The sequence below is a fragment of the Methylocystis parvus OBBP genome (assembly GCF_027571405.1).
GTDB lineage: Bacteria > Pseudomonadota > Alphaproteobacteria > Rhizobiales > Beijerinckiaceae > Methylocystis > Methylocystis parva.
In genome coordinates this window covers 1,480,539-1,502,952 of record NZ_CP092968.1, presented here as the reverse complement: position 1 = coordinate 1,502,952, position 22,414 = coordinate 1,480,539, and the positions used below count along the sequence as shown (strand labels likewise).

The 22,414-nt window shown below is 66.2% G+C and carries 12 protein-coding genes; 9 read left to right on the top strand and 3 right to left on the bottom strand.

Going from position 1 to position 22,414, the window contains the following annotated elements; all coding sequences use genetic code 11:
• Window positions 1–15: 15 nt before the first annotated feature.
• The 9 genes from rnpA (at window position 16) to dapE (ending at window position 9,012) form a co-directional block, all read left to right on the top strand.
• On the top strand, window positions 16–459 hold the full coding sequence (gene rnpA, locus MMG94_RS07375) for a ribonuclease P protein component (protein ID WP_338037824.1): 444 nt from the start codon (window positions 16–18) through the stop codon (window positions 457–459).
• Window positions 456–2,234 (top strand): membrane protein insertase YidC, encoded by a 1,779-nt coding sequence (yidC, locus tag MMG94_RS07370; RefSeq protein ID WP_016920261.1) that lies wholly within the window; start codon window positions 456–458, stop codon window positions 2,232–2,234. Before rnpA ends, yidC begins: the two co-directional genes overlap by 4 nt.
• Before the next feature lie 206 nt (window positions 2,235–2,440).
• Entirely contained in the window at window positions 2,441–3,088 is a 648-nt protein-coding gene (gene yihA / locus MMG94_RS07365) for a ribosome biogenesis GTP-binding protein YihA/YsxC (protein ID WP_244415526.1), read from the top strand.
• Between the two features lie 236 nt (window positions 3,089–3,324).
• A complete protein-coding gene (gene argB / locus MMG94_RS07360) occupies window positions 3,325–4,146 on the top strand; it encodes an acetylglutamate kinase (protein ID WP_193787617.1) in 822 nt (273 codons plus the stop codon).
• A 149-nt stretch (window positions 4,147–4,295) separates the two neighbouring features.
• On the top strand, window positions 4,296–4,979 hold the full coding sequence (locus MMG94_RS07355; protein ID WP_026016530.1) for a pyrimidine 5'-nucleotidase: 684 nt from the start codon (window positions 4,296–4,298) through the stop codon (window positions 4,977–4,979).
• Window positions 4,980–5,075: 96 nt separating this feature from the next.
• The gene (locus MMG94_RS07350; protein WP_016921878.1) at window positions 5,076–6,188 is read left to right on the top strand and encodes a metallophosphoesterase; all 1,113 of its coding nucleotides are present in this window, start codon (window positions 5,076–5,078) and stop codon (window positions 6,186–6,188) included.
• Window positions 6,189–6,327: 139 nt separating this feature from the next.
• On the top strand, window positions 6,328–7,185 hold the full coding sequence (dapD, locus tag MMG94_RS07345) for a 2,3,4,5-tetrahydropyridine-2,6-dicarboxylate N-succinyltransferase (RefSeq protein ID WP_016921879.1): 858 nt from the start codon (window positions 6,328–6,330) through the stop codon (window positions 7,183–7,185).
• On the top strand, window positions 7,185–7,664 hold the full coding sequence (locus MMG94_RS07340) for a hypothetical protein (protein WP_016921880.1): 480 nt from the start codon (window positions 7,185–7,187) through the stop codon (window positions 7,662–7,664). The genes dapD and MMG94_RS07340 overlap by 1 nt, the downstream gene beginning before the upstream one ends.
• Window positions 7,665–7,854: 190 nt before the next feature.
• Window positions 7,855–9,012, top strand: coding sequence for a succinyl-diaminopimelate desuccinylase (gene dapE, locus MMG94_RS07335; RefSeq protein ID WP_016921881.1), 1,158 nt, complete (start codon window positions 7,855–7,857; stop codon window positions 9,010–9,012).
• Between the two features lie 85 nt (window positions 9,013–9,097).
• Here the strand turns inward: dapE and MMG94_RS07330 are convergent, their stop codons facing one another.
• From MMG94_RS07330 to MMG94_RS07320, 3 genes are read right to left on the bottom strand one after another with little or no spacing between them, the layout of a single operon-like run.
• Window positions 9,098–11,314, bottom strand: coding sequence for a transglycosylase domain-containing protein (locus MMG94_RS07330; RefSeq protein ID WP_016921882.1), 2,217 nt, complete (start codon window positions 11,312–11,314; stop codon window positions 9,098–9,100).
• Entirely contained in the window at window positions 11,311–17,133 is a 5,823-nt protein-coding gene (locus MMG94_RS07325; RefSeq protein WP_016921883.1) for an alpha-2-macroglobulin family protein, read from the bottom strand. Before MMG94_RS07325 ends, MMG94_RS07330 begins: the two co-directional genes overlap by 4 nt.
• Before the next feature lie 21 nt (window positions 17,134–17,154).
• Complete coding sequence (locus tag MMG94_RS07320) at window positions 17,155–22,389, bottom strand: hypothetical protein (RefSeq protein ID WP_016921884.1); 5,235 nt, start codon at window positions 22,387–22,389, stop codon at window positions 17,155–17,157.
• Window positions 22,390–22,414 lie beyond the last annotated feature (25 nt).

Here is a 22,414-nt window from a genome sequence, read left to right as displayed (position 1 = left end):
GAAATGGCGGACGGCATGATGACGACGGACGCCCCCGCCGAAACGCGAAAAATCTCCAGGAAGCCGGCGCGCCTGCGCCGGCGACAGGATTTTGTGCGCGCGTCGAAGACCGGCGCGCGCTTTTCCGCACGCCTGTTCACCCTCCAAATGGCCGGGCGAAGCGCGCCGGAGGATGGGGCCGCGCCCGCGGAGGCCCGCTTCGGCTTCACGGTCACGAAGAAGGTCGCGGGCGCCGTCGGGCGCAACCGCATCCGGCGGCGCCTCAAAGAGGCGCTCCGCGTCAGCGGAGACCTTGGCGCGCGCGCCGGCCGCGATTACGTGTTTGTCGCCCGGCGCGGGGCGCTCGACGCGTCCTTCGCCGATATCGTCACTCAAATGGCCGAAGGCTTCGCGCGGCTCGACGAGCGCCACGCCGCGAATTCTCGGCGCAAACAAAAAGACAGGCCTGCTGCGTCATGAAAGATAATACAAAAAACATGCTCATGGCTGCGGCGCTGTCGCTGATCTTCATCGGCCTGTGGGACTATTTCTACGCCTTCCCCGAAATGGAGCGGCAGCGGCAGGCGCAGATCGAACAGCAGCGCATGGCCAAGCTTCCGAAGCTCGGCGCGCCCGAGCAGGCCGGCGCCGTCGCGACGCCGCCGAAGCCGCTCACCCGCGCCGAGGCGCTGGCGTCGAGCCCGCGCGTTTCGATCGACACGCGCTCCATTTCCGGGTCGATCGCGCTCAAGGGCGGCCGCATAGACGACGTTTCGCTCAAGCACTATCACCAGACCGTCGACCCCTCGAGCCCGATCATCACGCTGCTCTCGCCGGAACACGGCCCCGAAGCCTATTACGCCGAACTCGGCTATCTGACCGGCGAGATCGAGAACGCGCCGGTTCTGCCGACGACCGAGACGCTGTGGACCGCCGACTCGGACAAGCTCACGCCCGGCGCGCCGGTGACGCTGACCTGGGACAATGGTCAGGGCCTCGTCTTCAAACGCGTGGTTTCGGTCGACGACGAATATCTCTTCACGGTCAAGGACAGCGTCGAGAACAAGTCCGGCAGGCCGGTTTCGCTCTATACCTTCCAGCGCGTCACCCGCATCGGCCACCCGCCGTCGGCGGGCTACGCCGCCCTGCATGAGGGTTTTGTCGGCACGATCGGCGACGTCAGCCAGGAAGTGACCTACGACAAGATCGAGAAGGAGCCGAACTTCACCAAGACCTTCAAGGGGGTCGGCGGCTGGGTCGGCTTCACCGACAAATATTGGGGCGCGGTGGTCGCGCCCGAGCAGACGACGGCCTTCGAGGCGCGCTACGTCGCCATGGGCGGCGGCGCGATCAAGACCTATCAGGCCGATACGATCAGCGAGCCCAAGGTCGTCGAGCCGGGAGCCATGGCCGACGCGACGTCATACGTCTTCGCGGGCGCCAAGGAGGTCGATCTTCTCAACGCCTACGCCGCCAATCCGGGCCTGAAGCGCTTCGGCTATCTCATCGACTGGGGCTGGTTCTACTTCATCACCCAGCCGATGTTCAAACTGATCGACTTCCTCTACAAGCTCTTCGGCAATTTCGGCGTCGCGATCCTGGCGGTCACGGTCATCGTGAAGCTCGCCTTCCTGCCGCTCGCCAACAAGAGCTATCAGTCGATCGCCAAGATGAAGGAGATTCAGCCCAAGATCAAAGAGCTGAAAGAAAAATACGGCGACGACAAGCACGGCTTCAACACGGCGCAGATGGAGCTCTACAAGCGGGAGAAGGTGAATCCCGCGAGCGGCTGCCTGCCGGTGCTGCTGCAGATCCCGGTCTTCTTCTCGCTCTATAAGGTGCTCGTGGTCACGATCGAGATGCGCCACGCGCCCTTCTTCGGCTGGATCAAGGACCTCTCCGCGCCGGACCCGACCAACGTCTTCAACCTCTTTGGCCTTATCCCGTGGGACCCGACCCATGTCATCTTCTTCGGGCCTTATCTGGCGCTCGGGCTCTGGCCGCTCGTCATGGGCGTGACCATGTGGCTGCAGATGAAGATGAATCCGGAGCCGACGGACGAGATCCAGAAAACCATGTTCGCCTGGATGCCGGTGATGTTCACCTTCACCATGGGCAGTTTCGCTTCGGGCCTCATCATCTACTGGTCGTGGAACAATCTGCTCTCCATCGTCCAGCAGGGCGTCATCATGAAGCGCGCGGGCGTGAAGTTCGAATTGTGGGACAATCTGCGCAAGTCGTTCGGGCTGGCTTGATGGCCGATGAGCGCCTCGGGGCGTAAGCAATCCCTCCCCTTTACGGGGAGGGTGGCCCCGCGAAAGCGGGGCCGGGTGGGGTAAGGGCTTCGTCATCGTTGCGGCCGGGAAGAACCCCACCCGGCGGCCTCTGGCCGCCGACCTCCCCGTAAAGGGGAGGTATGGCGCGCCCGACTACACAGATTGCGATGGAAGCGACCCGCTCGATGACCGATTTCCTCGAAGACGGCCGCCTCCTCTTCGCCGGCCCTTGCGAATTCATTTTCGCCAGCGCCAAGTCGAGCGATCTGCCGCCGCTGGGCCCGCCCGAGATCGCCTTCGCCGGCCGCTCCAATGTCGGCAAGTCCTCGCTCCTCAACGCGCTGACCAACCGCAAGACGCTCGCCCGCGTCTCCCATACGCCAGGTCGCACGCAGCAGCTCAATTTCTTCGCCCTCGGCGGACAGCCCGGTGCCGAGCGGCTGCGCCTCGTCGACATGCCCGGCTATGGCTACGCGGCCGTCGGCAAGGAGAAAGTCGCGAGCTGGGGCGTGCTGATGCACGACTATCTCAGGGGCCGCGCATCGCTCGCCCGCGCTTTCGTGCTGATCGACGGGCGCCGCGGCGTGAAGCCCGTCGACGAGGAGATGTTCGACCTGCTCGACCAGTCGGCGGTTTCCTATCAGATCGTGCTGACCAAGCATGACGAGCTGAAGGTCTCCGAGCGCGCGGGCGTCGCCGCCGCGACGCTGGCGGCGCTCGCGAAGCGCCCGGCGGCCTATCCGGAGATCATTTTCACCTCCTCCCAAACCGGGGAGGGGATTCCCGCGCTGCGCGCCGCCATCGCGCAGTTGCTGGCGGAACGAAACGCTTGAAAGCGACAGAAACTCCGGTCTAGGTGGGGGCGGCCCCTCAATGCCTTCCCGATCCTGAAGGAGCCCGCGCAGCGGGGTCTCAAAAGACGAGGAAGGCGCCCCGGCGTCGCCCTCCTATTCCAGGACGGTCGGCGGCGCCGCCTCCCCGGCATGAGGGCGTGGATAAAGCTTCTCGCCGCAAGGATTTGCCCGTGACCGACTCCGCCGAAAGCGCCCTCGCCTCCGCCCGCATCCTGATGCAGGCGCTACCGCATATGCTGCGTTACGACGAGGCGATCGTCGTCGTGAAATATGGCGGCCACGCCATGGGCGATGACGAAGTGGCGCGCAACTTCTCTCGCGACATGGTGCTGCTCGAGCAATCCGGCGTGAACCCTGTCGTTGTGCATGGCGGCGGCCCGCAGATCGGCTCCATGCTGAAACGGCTCGGCGTCGAATCGAGATTCGCGGATGGCCTGCGCGTCACGGATGGCGAGACGATGGGCATCGTCGAGATGGTTCTCGCCGGCTCCATCAACAAGCAGATCGTCGGCTATATCAATTCCGAGGGCGGCCGCGCCATCGGCCTCACCGGCAAGGACGGCCGCATGCTGACCGCCAAGAAGCTCGAGCGCCCGGACGGCGTCGATCTCGGCTATGTCGGCGAGCCCGACAAGGTCGACACGACGGTGCTCGATCAGGTGCTCGGCCGTGAGCTCATTCCCGTGCTGGCGCCCGTCGCGCAAGGGCCGGGCGGCGCGAGCTTCAACATCAACGCCGACACTTTCGCGGGCGCCATCGCCGGCGCTCTCGGCGCCAAGCGCCTGTTGTTTTTGACGGATGTGCCGGGCGTGCTCGACAAGAACAAGGAGCTCATCCGCGAGCTGAAGGTCTCCGACATTCCCGGCCTCATCGCGGACGGCACGATCACCGGCGGCATGATCCCGAAGGTCGAGACCTGCATGTATGCGATCGAGCGTGGCGTCGAAGGCGTCGTCATTCTCGACGGCAAGCTTCCGCACGCCGTGCTGATCGAATTGCTGACCGATCACGGCGCCGGCACGCTGATCACGAGGTAATCCTTCCCTCTCCCCGCAAGCGGGGCGAGGGCGAGGGGCGAGGGGATGAATTCAAATGCTGATCGCAGCATGAGAGGAATCGAGCGGCGTCCGTGACCAAAGCCTTGGCCCCTGACCCCAACCCTCTCCCCGCAGGCGGGGAGAGGGAGCTGCGCGGCCGCTTCTCTCACATCGACACATGGGTGTTCGATCTCGACAACACTCTTTACCCGCAGACATGCGATCTCTGGCCGAAGATCGACGCCCGCATCACGCTCTTCATGATGCGCCTCTTCGGCCTCGACGCCATCTCGCTGCGGGCGTTGCAGAAACATTATTACGAGCGTTACGGCACGACGCTGCGCGGGCTGATGACCGAGCATGGCGTCGACGCCGAACATTATCTCGACTATGTGCACGACATCGACCGTTCGTGCCTCGATCGCAACCATTCACTGGCCGAGGCGATTGCGGCGCTGCCCGGCCGCAAGCTGATTCTGACCAACGGCTCGCGCCACCACGCCGTCGCCACGGCGAAGCAGCTCGGCGTCGATCATCTCTTCGAGGACATCTTCGACATCATCGCCGCCGACTTCGTCGCCAAGCCGGAAGAAGCCGCTTATGAGCGTTTTTTCCGACATTTGAAGGTAGATCCGTCGCGCGCCGCTTTGTTCGAAGACCTTCCGCGCAATCTCGTCGTGCCGCATGCGCGCGGCATGACGACCGTGCTGGTGCTTCCCGGCGCCGGAGAAAATGTGGAGCGCGAAGCCTGGGAGATCGCGCGCGGCGACGAGCCCCATATCGACTTTGCGACGGATGATCTGGCGACGTTTCTCGAAAGCCTGACTTCTTGACGGATCGAGCGCTTTTCGGCTCCGCAAGATCGTCGACATGCGACTGACATGCGCGCCCGCTAGGACCCCACTCGATAATTTACCTGTGGGGGAAGAATGAAGACGCTTTTGCTTTCCGCGGCGATCGTCACTGCGGCGATATGTGGATCGGCGCCGGCCGGCGCGACGACCGTGGCGACGACGCCTTACGCGCCGAAAACAAAGACGACGATCGCCGTCATGGGCGACTGGCCGTACAACCAGCTGCTCATCGACAATGCGAATTTGCTGATCAACTCGGTCAACGCCGATCCGGACGTCAGCCTTCTCGTCCATGTCGGCGACATCCATTCCGGCAGCATGGCCTGCACCAGCGCCAATGTCCTGCCGCCGATCTCCTCGTCCGATCCCGGCTTCAATCAGAAGGTTTTCAGCTTCTTCCAGCGGTTCAGGACTCCGGTCGTCTACACGCCGGGCGACAATGAATGGACCGACTGTCACAAGAGCAAGGAGTTCAAGAGCGGCGCGCCGCTCAGCGAGATCGCCGCGGTTCGCTCGCTGTTTTTCGCCAAGCCCGGCCACACGCTGGGTCTGAACGAAATGCTCGTCAACACCCAGGCCGAGAAATTCGATCCGGCCTATCCGTCCGACGCGCAATTTGTCGAGAATGTGATCTGGTGGGACGCGCAGACTCTGTTCGTCACGGTGGACATGCCGGGCTCGAACAATGACACGCTGGCCTGGACGAACGGCTTCGAGAACGACGCCGCGCATCAGAAGGAAGTGATCGACCGCAACTTCGCGGCCGAGCGTTGGCTCAATGCGGCTTTCCAGATCGCGATCCGCGAGAACATGAAGGCGATCGTGATCGCCCTTCAGGCCGACATGTGGGACCCGGCGGCCGTGGCGCCCGGCGGCGACGGCCTGAACGGCTATTCCACCTTCGTGGCGGAGCTGGCGCGCCTTTGCCTGATCTATAACAAGCCGGTCCTGTTGCTCAACGGCGACTCGCATCTTTATGGGGCCGACAAGCCGCTCGCCGACCCGAACAGCCCCACCGGCCTCATCCACCATACGACCGCGGTTCCCAACCTGACCCGCATCACCGTGCAGGGCTCGACCAGCGCGCCGGCGGAATGGCTGAAGCTGACGATCGACGCTTCGGCCGCCTCGCCATTCAGCTGGATCAACGTTCCCTACTGCAAGGATCCGCTGACGAGTTGCAAATAACCATGAAAATCGGAGGCGCAGCTGCGCCTCCGATCCCACATCCCGGATCGATCCTCCGGCGGAGGGGACAGCGCGAGGTTGACTCCCCGCGCCACCCGCCTACAACCCGGCTCAGCCTTCACGCAGCACCGGGACATTCATGCCGCACACGGGACTCGAGACCCTCATCACGGCCGCCTTCGAGGATCGCGCCAATATCAATACCGACACGCAGGGCGACATTCGCCGCGCCGTCGAAAGCGCGCTGCGGCTTCTGGACACGGGCAAGCTGCGCGTCGCCGAGAAGATCGAGGGCAGGGACGGGCCGGACTCCTGGAAGGTCAATCAGTGGCTGAAGAAAGCCGTGCTCCTGTCCTTCCGGCTCAACGATATGACCGTGATCGCGGGCGGCCCGGGCGGGGCGACCTGGTGGGATAAGGTTCCCTCTAAATTTATGGGCTGGGGCGCGGGCGAGCATAGCGCCGCGGGCTTTCGCTCGGTTCCCGGCGCGATCGTGCGTCACTCCGCCTTCGTCGCGCCCGGCGCGATTCTCATGCCGTCCTTCATCAATCTCGGCGCCTATGTGGATGCGGGAACGATGGTCGACACCTGGGTGACGGTCGGCTCCTGCGCGCAGATCGGCAAGAATGTGCATCTTTCCGGCGGCGTCGGCATTGGCGGCGTGCTGGAGCCGCTGCAGGCCAATCCGACGATCATCGAGGATGACTGTTTCATCGGCGCGCGTTCCGAGATCGTGGAAGGCGTCGTCGTCGGCAAAGGCTCGGTCATTTCGATGGGCGTCTTCATCGGCGCCTCGACCAAGGTCGTCGATCGGCAGACCGGCAAGATTCACATGGGTTATGTGCCGCCTTACTCGGTGGTCGTCTCGGGCAATATCCCCGGCAAGGCGTTGCCGGGCGAGAATTGGGGGCCGTCTCTCTATTGCGCCGTGATCGTCAAGACGGTCGACGCGCAGACGCGCAGCAAGACGGGCATCAACGAGTTGCTGAGGGACTGATGGCCATAGACGCCGAGCGCATCCGCTTCCTCTACCGCACCGAGCAGGGCCGCATCGACCGCGCGACGTGGCGAAGAGGCGCCGGCGCGCTCGCCTGGGTCATCGCGCCTTTCGCGCTCATCTGGCTCTTTCTCTCGCCCTATACGGCGCATGATCTCGCCAGGGACCCCTTCTTCGTCCCGATGACGGCGGTCGCCTACGCCTTCGTTCTTCTCTATTCCTTCGTCATCCTGCTTGTGGCGGTCTGCTACGTGAACCTTTCGGCCAAGCGCTTCCGCGACATTGGCTGGGAATGGCCGGTCGCGCTCGCCGGCCTCGCGCCGCTCATAGCGCTGATCGACGGCGCGACGCGCTGGCTGCAGCCGCGCGTGGCGGAGGTCATGCCGATCTATTGGGTGTGGGGCGTGGACGCGGCGCTGGTCGGCGTGATCGGCTGGACGGTTTACGAGTTGGGGTTCAGGGAGAGCGGCAAGGTTTGAGCCTGCTTGACAATGGCGGTCGACAGGTCCGTCATTGCGAGGAGCGTTAGCTCCGAAGCAATCCAGGGCCATGATGCGGCTCTGGATGGCTTCGCTCCGCTCGCAATGACGGCGGCGCAGCGATCATCCGAAACTTCTCCTTACCTCCGCCAATGAAGTCACAGGCCAGTCTGCCGAAGGCGCTTTAACCATGTCGTTCTCTTCCGCCGTAACCCTCACGCGCGACCTCATCCGCTGCCCGTCCGTCACGCCCGCCGACGCCGGCGCGCTTGATGTCGTCGAGCGAACGCTGAAGGCCGTGGGCTTTACGACGCACCGGCTGCTTTTCACCGAGCCCGGCACGCCCGATGTGGACAATCTCTTCGCCACGATCGGAACCGGCGCGCCGCATCTTGTTTTCGCGGGCCATACGGACGTCGTGCCGACGGGGGACGTTGCGCGCTGGCGATGCGATCCTTTCGAGGCGGCGATTGCGGACGGCGTTCTCTACGGCCGCGGCGCGAGCGACATGAAGGGCGCCATCGGCGCCTTCATGGCGGCGGCGGCGGCTTATATCGGGCGCCACGGCGCGCCCAAGGGGACGCTCTCTTTCCTGATCACCGGCGACGAGGAAGGCCCTTCGATCAACGGCACGGTGAAGATGCTCGACTGGGCGCGCGCGCAAGGCGTGACATTCGATCACGGCATCGTCGGGGAACCGACCAATGTCGACGCGCTCGGCGACACGATCAAGATTGGGCGGCGCGGCTCGCTCAACGGCAGGATCCGCGTCCTCGGCAAACAGGGCCACGTCGCCTATCCGCACCGCGCGGCGAATCCCGTGCCCGTGATCGCGCGCATCGCGGCGGCGCTTTCATCCTATGAGTTCGATCGCGGCACGGCGCATTTCGATCGCACCAATCTCGAAGTCTCGTCGATCGACGTCGGCAATCCGGCCGTGAACGTCATCCCCGCCGAAGCGCGCGCGCAGTTCAACGTGCGCTTCAACGACGCCTGGACGCTCGAGACGCTGCGCGAGCGGATCGGCGAGATTGTGAGGGAGGCGGCGGGCGATGCGAAAGTGGAGCTGGAGTTTCCGCCGAGCAACGCTGTTTCTTTCTTGACGCAGCCGGGGGACTTCACCGCGCTCGTCGCCAACGCCGTGACGGAAGTGACCGGGCTGACGCCGGAGCTTTCGACGAGCGGCGGCACGTCGGATGCGCGCTTCATCACGCGCCATTGTCCCGTCGTCGAATTTGGGCTGACGAACGAAACGATCCACGCCGTGGACGAAAATGCGCGCGTCGCCGACATCGACGCGCTGGCGGCGGTGTATCTGAAGATCCTGGAGTCTTATTTCACGCGCTGACTCCCCTCGTCATTGCGAGCGCAGCGAAGCAATCCAGACAGGGATGAGACTCTGGATTGCTTCGCTGCGCTCGCAATGACGGGAGTCATTCCACGACGACCCTGACCGGCCGCGACCTCACCGGCGCCAGCGCCAGCCGCGCCTGTATGCGATGCGCGCCGGGCGTCATCGGCCAGAACACGGTTTCGTCGCCCTGAGCGACGGTGAAAGGCGCGCCGTCGACCACCCACACGATCTGCGCGTCCTTCCCGCCATTGACGAGCTTCAAGGCGAGCTTGTTGAGATGCTGCGGCTGTTCGGGATTGCGCCAGACATGCATATTGTGCTCGGGCGTGGCGATGACGAGCGGGCCAGCGACCGACGCGTCTTCGATCTGCGCGGAAACCGACGCCGGCGCAGGCGGCGCAATCTCGCCGGGTTTCACCCATTCGCGCAGGGTTTGTGCGCAATTTGGGCCCGCATCCGCGCGGCAGAGATCGATGGCGACGCGATCCGGCGGCGGCGCGAAGGACTCCAGCGCGATCTCGCCGGGCTTCGCCCCATGCAGCTTCACCATCAGCGCATGCGCAAGCCGCGCGGCGGAATTGGCGCCGGCGAGGCCGCGCATCGCGTTGGCGTCGCCGCGCCCGAGCCAGACGCCGACGATGAATTTGTGCGAGTAGGCGACGGTCCAGGCGTCGCGGTAATTTTGCGACGTGCCGGTCTTCACCGCGACCGCGAAAGGATATTCGAGCGGTCCGTAACGCGGGAAGGAGGGCAGGCGGGCCTGCGGATCCGCAAGAAAGGACGTGATCAGGCGCGCCGTATCGAGCGACATCACGCGGCGCGGCGCCTCATGCGTTTCGTCGCGCGCAAATGAGAGATCATGCATGAGGCCGTCATCCGCGAGCGCCGCATAGGCGCGCATCAGCTTTTCGAGCCGCGTCGGCAAGGCGCCGATCGCCATGGAGACGCCGAAGCTTTCAGGCGCCGCGTCGAGATCGTGCAGGCCGAGCTCGTGCAGGAAACTGAAATTCGCCTCCAGCCCCACCCGTCGCAGCAGATTGGTCGCCGGCACGTTTCGCGAATTGGCGAGCGCCTGTCGGGGCGTCATCGGTCCAAGATACAGTCCGTCCGCATTGGCGACGCCCGACGCGCCTTCGGGAATGTCGTCGAGGAGGTCCGTCGGCCTCAAGGCGCCGCGCTCCAGCGCGAGCGCATAGATGAAGGGCTTGAGCGTCGAGCCCGGCGAGCGCGAGACGCGCGTGAAATCGAAGGCGCCCGCGCGCGGATCATTGTAATCCGCCGAGCCGACATCCGCGATGATAGCGTTCGTTCCACGCGCCGCGACCATGACCGCGACCTGACGCGCGCCGGCGTTACGGAAGATGGAGAGGTAACGCCGCGCGAGTTGCGCCGCCTCGCGCTCGACGGCGAGGTCGATGGTCGCGTGAATGCGTTGATCGTAAATCGACGCAGGATGCAGCCGGCCCTCATGCGCAAGCCGCTCGTAACGCAGAGCGAGATGGAGCGTGTCCGGCCTGCGTTTGCCCTCGAAAGGCCTCATGGCCGAAAGCTCGCGCCGCGCCAGTTCGGCCTGCGTCGCGTCGAGCGCGCCTTCCTTTTCGAGCTGCGCGATCGCGTAGAGCGCCCGCTCTTTTGCAAGCCGCAAGCCGCTCTCATGCGTGAGGTTCATGCGGCCCGGCGATTGCGGGATGGCGGCGAGCAGCGCGACCTGCGCCCAGGAGAGATCGTCGACAGGCTTGTCAAAATAAAAGCGCGCCGCATGCGCGATCCCGTGACTGCCGAGCCCGTAGGGCGCGAGCCGCAGATAATGCGAGAGCGTCGCCTCCTGGCCGTTGCGCGCGACAATGGCGAGGCCGGTCGCCGCCTCCCAAAATTTGTTGGCGTAGGTGCGCGGCGCCGGCGATTGCATGCGTGCGACCTGCATGGCGATGGTGGAGGCGCCCTCCACACGGCGGCGATGCGAGAAATTGTCCCAGAGCGCGCGCAAAACGGCGCGCGCGTCAATGCCGGGATGCGAATAGAAGCGCCGGTCTTCGAGAATGAGCGTCGCCGCCGCGACGCGTCCGGGTATGCGCTCGAGCGGCCAGAAGCCGTATTCGACGCGCTTCTCGCCTTTCGCGTCCCGGATCGCGCGGCCGATCTGCGAGAGAAAGGCGCCGTTGCGGTCATAGACGATTTGAGTCGCTTGCGGCGCGACGAACGCGGCGCCGCCTTCGGCCTCCTGCATGATCATGGTCCCGCCGCGCAGAGCCGTCAGGGCGACGGCGAGCGCGGCGAGAAGCGCGAGCCTGCTCATGGCTGTTTTGCGATCTCCACGCGCGCGCCCGCGCTCTGGCCCCGGACGCCTTTCTTGTACATCGTCTCGGCGAGCGCTGGCGGCTGCGTATATGATCCGGCCGTTTGCGCCTTCAAACGGAAGGCGAAGCGGTAATTGCCCTTCGGCAGCGAGTCGTAGGCATAGAGCACACGGTCGTCGCCATAGGAAACCCATGTCGGCGCAAGCGTTGGCGCGCTCGACGGTTGCGCTTCGGCAGGCGCCGTGGCGATGTTGGGGTTGAGCGGCTCGTAGCCCGCCGCGAGCGGCAGCGAGATCGCGACATAAGTGCGGTCTTCGGGATTCACGACTTCGGCCGTCTCCTCGATGACCTCGCCCTGATCGATCCGAAGCACGCCATCTGATGGATCGAGCTTTTGCGGCGCCTGTGCGCTCTTCACGCGCCAGCTTTGCCGCGTGATGGCGAAGCCCTCGCTCTCCGCCTTCGCCTTCGCGCCCGTCTCGACCGGCATATAGCTTGTCTCGACGAGCGCGACGAGCGGCGCGTTCGACGCATTGGCGATCGTCAGCGGCGCATCCTTGTCGGTCACATGCCGCGCCACGGGATTATTCGCGTCGATCGTGACATTTGACGGCGCGCCGCCTTGCGCGAAGGCGACGCTGATCGGCGTCACGGGACGGCGCCAGCCTTCGGCGAGCGCTTCGATCGCGCTGGCGTTGGCGTTGGTCGTGCCCCAGCCGTCGCCCTCGCCGAGCCGCAGCAACGCGTCGCGCAAAACGGGCGCGCGCGGATCGGAGGGCGCGGCGAGCGCCGCGGCGCGCAGCATCTCGGCGAGGCTGCGCGTCTCGGACGGCAGGACGAGATCGGACGCGCTTTCCGCGATCTGCCCCGCATAGACCTGCGCGCCGTTGCGGCTCGCGAACTTCACGCGGCCCCACATGGTCTCCATGAGGGAGGCGAGAATGCGCTGGTCGACATTCGGCATGCGCGAAGCCGCCGCCGTCATTTCCGCGACGCTCTCATTGGGCAGGAAATCCGCGCGGCGCGACAGCTCGGCGACATAGGATTCATCGAGCTTGCCGCCTTCCGCGAGCGCGGCGAGAGCGGCCACGCGCTCGCGCATTTCCTCGCCCGTGAGCAGGCGCGAATAGTCGGAGCGCAGCGACAGTTTCAGAATGTTGGCGAGGCGCTCCATCAGCGTCTTGTCGACGGGCTCGCCCGCGCGTTCGGCGCGCGCCAGAAAGGCGTAGGCCCAGGCGGTGAGCGAGACATTGCCGCGCGCGCGCGGCCAGAAGGCCACGAGCCCGTCGCTGTCGACCGACTGCTCGATCTGCATCGCGGCGCTCGTCACGCTCGACGAGACGCGATCCTGCAGGCCCGCCGCCGAGAGAATGGGCGAAAAGCCTTTCAGCGAGAGGCTCGCGCGGGCGAGGGCGAGGCGTTGTTCGGTGCAGCCATAAGGGTAATCGACGAGCATGTTGAGGCCGGCGACGAGCTTGACGAGCGCCGGATCGGCCGCGACGACGATATTGCGCGAGAAGGTCTTCGGCCGCGAAGCTTCGCCCGTCGCGGCGAGCGTCCTGGTTTCGCCCGGCGCGATTTCAACGACCTCATACTTTTTCGTCGGCTCGCGATCGGGCTTGACGGGCAAGTCGATCTCAACCGCGTCCCTGGCGCGGTCCGCGTCGCGATCAATGCGGAAATTGAGCTTCACGCCGTCTTCGAGCGATGCGGGCGCTTCAGCGCGCAGATCGACGCGGACAGGCTTGTTCTGCGCCCAGTCGATTTTATTGCTGGCGTCGCCTGCGAGTTTCAACGCGGGCGCGGCGATCGCCGCCTTGCCGGCGCCGCCGGGACCTTCGACGACCCGCGCCACGAGGCCGATGTCGAAAGCGTCGCCGGGGCGGATGAATCGCGGCAGAGCGGGCTGCGCGACGAGCTCCTGGCGGATGAGCATTTCGCTCCCCGCCGCGCCGAAGCGATCCGGCCCGCTTACGGCTTTGGCGCGCAGTTTGAAGACAGTGAGCGTATCGGGCAGCGCGACCTTGATCTTCGCGACGCCGTCGTCGCCGACTTTCACGTTCGGCAGATAGATCGGCACGGGCGTGAAATTTTTGCGCACGGAAATATTGTTTTCGGCGCCCCATTCCTGCAGATCGCCGTCTCCGCCCGCGATCTCTTCGAGCGGGATGACGCCGAAAGCCATGTTGCGCGTGTCGCGCGCCGCCATCTTCGTTTCGCGCGCCACGATGAAATCGGGCAGGGGATCGAGCGGACGCTCCTTGGCGAGCGAGAGCACGGCCTGATCGACCATCCAGAAAGTCGCTTCGCCCGCGACGGGCTTGCCCGTATCGTCAGTGAGCCTCAATGTCACCTCGACCTGCTGGCCGGGCCGCGCCTTGCCGGGCGCGTCGAGCTTCACATTCACGATGTTCTTCATCGGCGTCACCTCGATCCATTTGGTGGCGGCGATGGTGACAGGCTTGCCCTGATCGAAATTGGCGGAAGGCTGCGGCGCGCTGTCCTTCAGGCGCCCGCGCATCACGAGGAAGTGAACGGCGAGTTTCGGCGTCTGCTCCTTCTTCACCGGCAGCGCGAAGCGGCCGAAGCCATTGGCGATGTCGACGAAGCTGTAGTCATAGACGCCGTTCGGCTGCTCGACGATGGCGAGCGCGCGGGCGTTCTGGAAGGGGGACTGGATGACGAGCGTCGCGGTTTCGCCGGGCGCATATTTCTCCTTGTCGGCCGACACGGTCGCGGAGGCCGCCGGCGGCCGGGCGAAAGTGACAGGCGTGTCGCCGCCGACGAAGAAATCGACGCTCACCTGCTGACGGCGCTTCAATTTGTCATAGGCTTCGAGCTGCACGAGATAGACGCCCGCGTCTTTTGTCGTCAGCTCGATCTTCTGCGCCTCCTTCGCGCTCGTCACCTTGCGTTCGAATATGGTCTCGTCCTGCACCTGCGTGACATATTTCGCCGCGCCTTGCGCGAAATCGCTCGCCTGCAAGGTCGAGATCCAGTTGCGCTTGATGAGCCGCAGCGTCATCTCGACGCCTGCGATCGTCTCGCTTTTGCCGTCGACGGCGATGAGCTCCGGCGTCACGGCGCCGGGCTTTTCGACGTAACGCGGCGTCTTCACGCCGAGCACGAAAGGCGGCAGCGCGATGACGTTCTGCACATTGCGCACCTCGATCCCGTCATCGCCCGTCACCGTCGCCTCGATGGAGTAGCGGCGAGGCTGGGCGGTGGGTTCGATCGTCGTGTCGAAGGTCATGCGGGCGGCGCCGCCTGCGTCGGTGCGTGCGTCGCGCTCAAGGATGGCGGTCGATTTGAACTTGCCGTCGCCGGAGAAGCGCGCGTCGGTGGAGAAGAGGAAACCCTCGCGATTGGGCGGCGTGAAGACATGCGGGAATTGCGCCGCGCGCCATTTGATCGGACGATCCGCCGCGAGGCCGCCGGCGAAATATCGCGCAAGGAGATCGACGTCGAAGGTTCCGTCGAGCGCGACCGTCTGCGGCGCGTTGAGCGTGACTTCGAAAGTCGGCAGACGATAGGCTTCCTTCTTGAAGGAAAACTGGCCGCAGGAGGCGTCCGGCGCAGTCGCCTCGGCGCTTTCGCCATCCGCTCCTTCGTCATTCTCGTCTTTTTTGACGTTCTTCTTTGGCGTATCCGGTTCGAACTTCACTTGATAGTCGCCGGTCGCCGGCGTCTGCGCGTCGAATTTGTGATAGAAGCCGCCCGCCGCGTCGAGCTTAACCGGGATGCGCCATTCCTGATTGTTCGGGCCGGTGACGACGAGCGCGCCGCCGGTCTTTCTCAGCTTGAGCGCGCCGCCCTCATAGGTGCGCACATAGCCTTTGATATGGGCGGGCTCCTCCGGCCGGTAGATCGGCCGCTCGGAGAAGACATGGCAGAGCGTGCGCGGCTTCTCGGCGCGCGGCGAGTCGCTTTCCGTCACCCACGAAAGCCACTGCGCTTCGGGCTTCGACCAAAGCTCTTTCGAATATTCCGAAGGCGCGCTGTCAGGGTCGATCACGAGCGTGTCGAGTCCCTTGCTCACGACGACGCGGCGCAATTCGCCGTCGCCTCGTTTCGACGGCGTCCAGGAGAAGAAGCCGTTGGCGTCGGTCGTGCCTGTGGCGAGCGCGACGAATTTATCGTCCTTCACGCCTTCGACGCGGATCTGCGCGCCGGCGACAGGCTGCGCCGAGGCGAGCGAGGTGACGGCGAAGCGCACGCGCGTCGGCTCCTCGATGGCGGAGAGCGAGAGGTCCGTGATCTGCGCGCGCAGCCATTTGCGCTTGCCCTCGTCCACAGCGCGCAGGCCGACGAGATAAGTTCCTGGCTGCTCGCGGCCGGTGATGCGCGCGAAGTCTTCCTTCAGATCGACGCCGAATTTCGCGTCCGCGCCATTGCGCTTGATTGGAAGATCGACGAGGCGCGAGACGGCGGGCGAGCCGAGCGTCTTGATGCGCTCCTTGATGGCGTCGGCTTCGATATTGCCGCTCTCGCTCCAGCGTTTGGGCTCATTGCCCGGCAAGGGCGGCGCGTCGTCGTCCGCGGTCTCGACGCCCTTCTCCGGAAAGGGCCAGAAATCGCGCGCGAGCGGATCGATGGCGTGGATGCGGATGTCGGCGCGGTCATAGCCGCGTCCGCGCATCGGCAGGAGTTGCGCGCCGAAGCGCTCGACGACGCCATAGCCGGCGTCCCATTGCAGGGCGGGGTCGTCGCGCGTGAAAGCGAAGCGCTGCGTGAAGGCGGAGGCGAAGGCGCGTCCGCGCTTGTCCTTGAGGGCGCCCGGCGCGATGGAAAGCTCGTAGACTTTGTCCGAGAGAAATTTGCCGCTGATCTTGAGATGGCTGGAATCCGTTTCGACGGCGAGATCGTCGACCGGCGGCGTGATGCGCAGCGCCTCGCGCGCATGCAGAATGTCGAGCGCTTCCGGCTCCGCGTTCAGCGTGAACGTCAGGCGGCGCTTCGCGGTTGGAACATAGGTCGAGGCGGCCTCCTCGCCTTCTTCGCTGTCGCTCTCGGGCGCCGGCGCGTCGCCATTCGCCGCGCAGCGCAGCACGCCGCCCAGATTGTCGTCGCTCCAACCGCGTCCGCAGGTCGCCTCCGTCACCGCGAAAGGCAGGGCGGTGCGCACGCGCAATTCATATGTCTCGTCGTCCAGCCCCGGCTCGTCGGAAAGCTTGAGACGCAGAATGGCGACGCGGCCGTCGGCGATGCTGTCGCGCAGACGCAGCACATAGGTTTGCGCGCCGTCCGAGTCTTTTCCTTCCAGCGCGCGAATATCGTAAGCGGAGGCGCTCAGCGTCTGTCCGCCCTGCGGGGACAAGCCGGGCGCGGGGCGCAGCTCGACCGTCGCCAGCCGTGACAGCGCGGCCAGATCGACAGGCTGCGCGAAGGTGAGCGCGATCTGCGTGAGCTCCGGCGTCGGGTCCGCGCCGTCCGCGGGATTCGTTGAACTTGGCGTCGGCAGAAGCGCGACAAGCCTCCGCTCGGCGCCGCCGCTTTTCACCGTGACGCGCGACAAGGGCTTCCACGCCTCCGCGGGACGGAACTGCAGCGCGCGCGCGCCGATCCACCGCCATTCGCCGGCAGGTTGCGGCGCGATCGCGGCGTATTTCGCGGCGTTGTCCTCCGGGCCGCCATTCTTCGGGCCCGTATCGCCGGGAAAGAAAATGGTGAGCGGATCATAGGCGCGAAGGAAGCGATCCGGCGCGATGCGCGCGCCGTCCGCGCGTTGCGCCCGATCAAAGACGGGCGGCGCTTCGGCGCGCGCCGGCTGCGCGAAAGAGAGCGCGGCGCAGAGGCAGAGGAAAAGAGATTTGTTCATCGCTGCGACTTTCATGGCTAATCACTTGCTCTTTTTCATGCCGGCCTTGTCGAGGAGGTCGGCGACGACCTCCTCGGGCGGGCTCGCGGGCGGCGGCGACACGCCGACGATCGCCGCGCGTATGGTCGTCGCGGTCGCGTCAGCCGGGACGCGCGCTTCGAGGAAGTAGCGGCCGGGCGCGAGTTTCATCACCTGGCCGAGGCCTTCTCCAAGCGTTTTTCCGGAGGCGTCCAACAGGCGCGCGCTCACGCGGTCGGGCTCGGCGCGCACGCCGACGCCGATGTCGCCGTTGCGCTTCGTCTCGAAGGAGAAGAGCGCGCTGGCGCCGGGCGCGACGGCGATGGCGTCGTTCACGCCTTCATGGGCCTCGATCACTTTCTGCGCGGCGATGTCGAGCGCGCCCGAAAGCGCGCCGTCATGCGGCGCATAGATGTCGAGCGTGGCGTCGCCGGCCGCCATGTAATGGCGGAATTCGACGCCGGCCGGATAGGCGAAGGTTTCGCGCTTGCCGTTTTGCGTGAACGAGACGAGAGCGGGCGCGCCGCTCGACGCCGTCAACATGACCGGCGCGTCGCGTTTGACGGCGAAACGCATGGCCGCGCCTTCGAGCGCGACGCGTTGTGGCGCTGTCGCCGCGCGCGCGGCCGACTGCGGCCAGGGCGCGGCCCCGCCGCGTTCGATCCAGGCCGCGACGAGGCCGGGCTTGTAGTCGAGCGTCACGTCGCCGGGGCCGTCGAGCGTCAGGTCGCGGCCGCGTTGAATGCGTCCGCTCTGCGAGACGACGGTCGCGTCGGCGCCGAAGACGATCAGGCGATCGTCCTTCTGCGCGTCGATGGGCAAGGCGATCTGACCGGCGACGCCGAAGAAGCGCTTGAGCGCGGTCTTCGTCGTCAAGGCGAGCGGCGCATCCGTCGTCCGCGCAATGCGGGCGGGGAGGGGCGTTTCCGTCATATTGACGAGAAGCACGCGATCGCTTGCGCCGTTGAGGACGCGCGAGACGGCGGCGCCGTCGCCGAAGACGCCTTGCTTGTCGGTAAAGGCGGCGAGGCCGCCGGCGAGATCGAGCGCAAGCGGCGCGCCCGACTTTTCGAGATCGATCGGCAGGGCGCTCATCGGCAGAACAAGACCCGCGTAAAGCGCGCCGCCGCCGACCGCGGGACGCGTCTCGACGTCGATCGCGGAAAGCGTCGCGCGCATCGCGGCGGAGCCGTCGGCGTTCCACAATTGCGGCGCGGCGTCGCTGGCGAGCGCCAGCGCCGCGCCCTGCGCGACGCCCATGCCCTTGCCGGCGTCGATCGCCGGTTGCGCGAATGTCGAACGCGCAAGCCACAGCCGCGTCTTGCCGCGCGGCGCGCCGAGCGGCGGAAGAAAAGCGCGTTCGCCTTCGCCAATGTCGAGGGCGACCTCCTGGCCCAGCCATTCGAAGGCGGCGACATGCGCCTTCGCCTTGCAGTCGCGCGTGAGCAGCCAGAGCGCCTGAGCCTGCGGCGCGAGCGCGCCGGTGCGCGCGGGGCGCAGCAGGCGGCCGGGCGCGGAGCCGGCAAGGATCGCGTCCGCGCTCGTCAATTCGACCAGAGCGGCGTCGGGCGTTTCGACCTTCGCGACGCAGAGCTGCGATTTGGCGTCGACAGCGTCGAAAGAGACGTCGCCGGGACGGCGCGCGCGCTGTTCGAGCGCGCGGGCGCCGATGGTGACAGGCTCGCCGCCGCCATCGACCGACCAGACCGTCGCGCGCCATTCGCTTTTCTCATCCGCAGGCCATGCAGCGACAGGCGCAAGACCGCGCTCCGCGCCGACGACACGCCAGCGGTCGCCCTCGCGGCGTTCGATCGAAATGGCGACTTCGGCCACTGAGCGCGCAGTCACCATGGCGAGCGAGCCGGCAGGCGCTGCGGGAAGAGCGAAGCGTTGCGCATCAGCGCCTGCGACTGTCGTTTCGCCGTCGAGCGCAAGCGGCGCGCCGTCCTTTTCGGCGAGAAGGGCGAGACGCGTTTCGACGCCGCTTTCATCCTCATCGGCGTCCGCCGCCGCCTTGTCCGAAGCAGCCCCGTCTTCGCTGGCGGTCTCCTCGTTTGTTTCCTGTTCCGCCGACGCGTTTTCTTCTTCCTGCGCCGTGGGCGGATTGCGGGTCGCGCCGAGCTCCTCCAGCTCCAGACGATAGGCGCCGGCGGGCAGGCGACGCGAGAGCGCCACGTTCCAGTCATTCGCGCGCGGCTCCAGCCGTTCGACGACTTCTCCGGACGTCGTCTTCAGCGCGCCAATCGTTTCTCTGTCGCCGAAGGTCGAGAGATCGACCACGCTTTCTCTGGCGAGATTGAATTCGAGCGTCGCAGGCGGATCGATACGCTTTGGTGCGCCCGGCTGCAGCTGCGGGGACGCGAGCGCAATCTCGTAATCGAGACGGTCGTCATGCGAGAGGCTCCGCGCCTCCACGCGATAATCGCCCGCAGCAAGCTTGCCCTTGAAGGGCCGATCGCCGACGACCTTGCCGATCGCTTCGCCAGCGCCCTTCACAATGTCGCCGATCATGCCCTCGCCGATCGTGAGTTCGACGTCGGAGTCGCCTGCGAGCGTGAATCGCCAGATATCCGGCGCGCGCGGGGAGTCCTTGGCCTGCGGCTCGCGCCATTGCAGCTTTTGCGCTTTTTCGAAGGGTAAAGGATGCGGCCCGTGGCCCTCGAGCGGCGGTTTCGCCACGATCGGCCTGATGCGCGCGACCATGCGCGCCTCGGCGTCGGCGGGGCTCACGACGAGGCGATAGGCGCCGGGCTCGAAACGATGCGTCTCGCGCTTGAAGGCACCCGGCTTGGTCAGCGGCCAGCCTTCGGCGTCTTCGAGCCGCGCCTGCCAGTCGCCGGCGAGGCTCGCAAGTTCGATGCGATAATCGCCCGCGCGCGTGATCTCCACCGGCACGACGGCTCCCTTGCCCGGCGCGAGGGTGGCGCGCGCGTCGCCCTTGTCGGCGATCTTCGCCGTTTGAGTCAGCGTCGCCGGCGAGACGGCGAGGCCGAGATGACCTTCCGAATCTTTCGCCGTGACGCCGGCGCGATAGGTCCCGGCGCGCAGATAGGTCGTGACGAGCGCATTATTGCCGGGGCCGTTGGCTTCGCCCTCGCCAAGCCTCGGAGAAACGGCGGCGCCGACGCGCAGCGCCGTCTTCATGCGGCCGAGCGTCTCGATCCGGTAGAGGCCGCCTTGCGCGACGTCGAATGGCAGGCTTCGCGTCTCGTCGCGCTTCAGGTCGAAAAAAGCGGGACGGCCCGCGGTGGCGCGCGTCTTGCCGTTATCCTTGCCATCCGCAGTTTCGGGGGTCGCGACCAGCGTCTCCGGCAGACGGATCAGGCCGAGCGCGCGTTCTTTCTCGGGCGCGGCGATCTTTACGGTGACGAGGCGCTGATCGTTCTCCGTCTTCTCTTCGACGAAGACGAGAGCGACGTCCGCGCCGGTCGCGTCGCGCGCGACAATCTTGCCGTCCTTCGGAACGCGCAACGGGATCGTCAATTCCTGGCCGGGCGACTGATGCAGAGCGAGCGGCGCCTTGGCGAGGTCGGCGGGAAGCGCGACGACGCGTGGGCCGGTAAGAAGCTGCGACGCGGCGTTTGTGAGGATCAGATAGGAGCCGTTGGTTTCGAGCGTGCGCTGCCCGAAGGAGAGCGATGCGCGAGAGGGCGCTTGCGCCGGGGCGGGCGCCGCGAGGCCGGGCGGGCCGATCGTTACATCCACGACCCCGCCGGCGCCGTTCAGCGGCTCCAGCGTGACAAGGTAATAACCGGCGACGAGATCGAAGCGCGTCGCGTCCTTGCCGTCGGCGCGGGGCGCGAGATTGCCGAGCGCGGGCTCGACGGTCACGCGCAGCTTCACGCCTTTGGAGTCGATGGCGACAGGCCCGTCGCGCGTCGCCTCGAAAAGCAGGGACGCTGGGCCGAGCAGGTTGAATTTGCCGCGCCACGCCTTGCCGGCGCCGACGCGCGGCAGGTCGGAGGCCAGGACCTGCGTCTTGCCGTCTTTTTCAACACGCGCGAAGAGCGCGGTCAGAGGCGCCTCGTCGCCTCCTTCCCCAGCCACGTCGACCGAAACGAGATGCGGGCCGGAGGCTTCGAAGGTCTCGCGAGTCGACTGACGCAGGGCGCGAAGCGTGTAAGACTGGCCTTCAAAGCCCATCACTTCCACGCGCGCCGTCGCGGCTCCGTCGCCAGAGAGGCGCAGCGACGCGACGGGCGCGCGGCTGGATTTGCCGATCGACGCCACGTCGCGCGCAGTGCCGCGCTTGACGTCGAGCCGCGCGGGAGCCTGCTGAGGCAATTCGAGCCGGAAGGAGTCGTAGCTCGCCGGCGCCTCGTAGCGCGCCGCGCCGAAGGGGCCGATCACGCCTTCCGCCACGCCCGCCGCGAGGAGCGCGGGCTCCGCAAGACGCAGCATGAAGGGTTGCGCGCTCGCGCCGTCCGACCAGACGAGCTTCTCGCCGCCATAGGCCGTGACGACGTAGCGCCCCGCGGGCAGCTTGCCTTCCAGCCGCAGCCGGTTCATCGCGCGGCCGGGCCTGGTCTCGATCGTCGTGCGTTCGAAAGAGAGGTCCGCCAGCGCGCCGTCCGCCGCCCAGACGCGCAAATCCTGCAGCGCCCGGCCGACGGCTTCGATGAAGACGGGATTGTCGTTCGTCGCCTCCAGCGCGTAGGAGCGCTGCTGGAGGTCGCCCAACTCGCCGCTCGCGGCGACGCCCGGCGCGAGCGTCGGGCGCGCGGCTTCGATCTCCGTAAAGGGGTCGACGCTCACGCTCGCCTTGCCCTTCGCATCCTTAACTGCGCCGATGCGCAGCTTGTAGACGCCCTTGTCCAGGAGAGCGTCAATGCGCCCGTCTCGCAGGCCGGGGGCGCCCGAGGAGTCGAGCGGCCCGGCGATCATGTCGACAAGTTCGATGCGCGCGCCCGTCGGAGTCTTGGCGCGGACCGAATAGCGGCCGGTCGCCGGAATGGTCAGCAGGCTGGCGCCGTCCCGGTCGAGAGAAACTTCCTTCGGCGCAGCGGCGACCGCCACGGCCCTGGGCTTGACCTCGACGATCTGGTCCTTGACCGCATCCTTCGCTTTGGACGGGAAAATGGAAACGAAATAGGCCGCAGCGGCGGCCAGAAGTGAAAAGGCGATGCGCCGCATGATGCCACCGTAAAACGTTCGAGCGGCGCGCGGGCCGCCGGACCAGAATAGGATTCGTCTCGTGAGAAAGTCGAGCGCATCCGCCTCTTTGTGGCTTGCCGACATTTACGCGCTCCTCTACCGATTTGAG

Excerpts from the sequence above, each read along its gene's own strand:
- yihA (WP_244415526.1), top strand. The coding sequence starts at position 2,441 with ATGACCGATTTCCTCGAAGACGGCCGCCTCCTCTTCGCCGGCCCTTGC.
- yidC (WP_016920261.1), top strand. The coding sequence starts at position 456 with ATGAAAGATAATACAAAAAACATGCTCATGGCTGCGGCGCTGTCGCTG.
- dapE (WP_016921881.1), top strand. The coding sequence starts at position 7,855 with ATGTCGTTCTCTTCCGCCGTAACCCTCACGCGCGACCTCATCCGCTGC.
- MMG94_RS07340 (WP_016921880.1), top strand. The coding sequence starts at position 7,185 with ATGGCCATAGACGCCGAGCGCATCCGCTTCCTCTACCGCACCGAGCAG.
- dapD (WP_016921879.1), top strand. The coding sequence starts at position 6,328 with ATGCCGCACACGGGACTCGAGACCCTCATCACGGCCGCCTTCGAGGAT.
- MMG94_RS07325 (WP_016921883.1), bottom strand. The coding sequence starts at position 17,133 with ATGAACAAATCTCTTTTCCTCTGCCTCTGCGCCGCGCTCTCTTTCGCG.
- argB (WP_193787617.1), top strand. The coding sequence starts at position 3,325 with ATGCAGGCGCTACCGCATATGCTGCGTTACGACGAGGCGATCGTCGTC.
- rnpA (WP_338037824.1), top strand. The coding sequence starts at position 16 with ATGATGACGACGGACGCCCCCGCCGAAACGCGAAAAATCTCCAGGAAG.
- MMG94_RS07330 (WP_016921882.1), bottom strand. The coding sequence starts at position 11,314 with ATGAGCAGGCTCGCGCTTCTCGCCGCGCTCGCCGTCGCCCTGACGGCT.
- MMG94_RS07350 (WP_016921878.1), top strand. The coding sequence starts at position 5,076 with ATGAAGACGCTTTTGCTTTCCGCGGCGATCGTCACTGCGGCGATATGT.
- MMG94_RS07320 (WP_016921884.1), bottom strand. The coding sequence starts at position 22,389 with ATGTCGGCAAGCCACAAAGAGGCGGATGCGCTCGACTTTCTCACGAGA.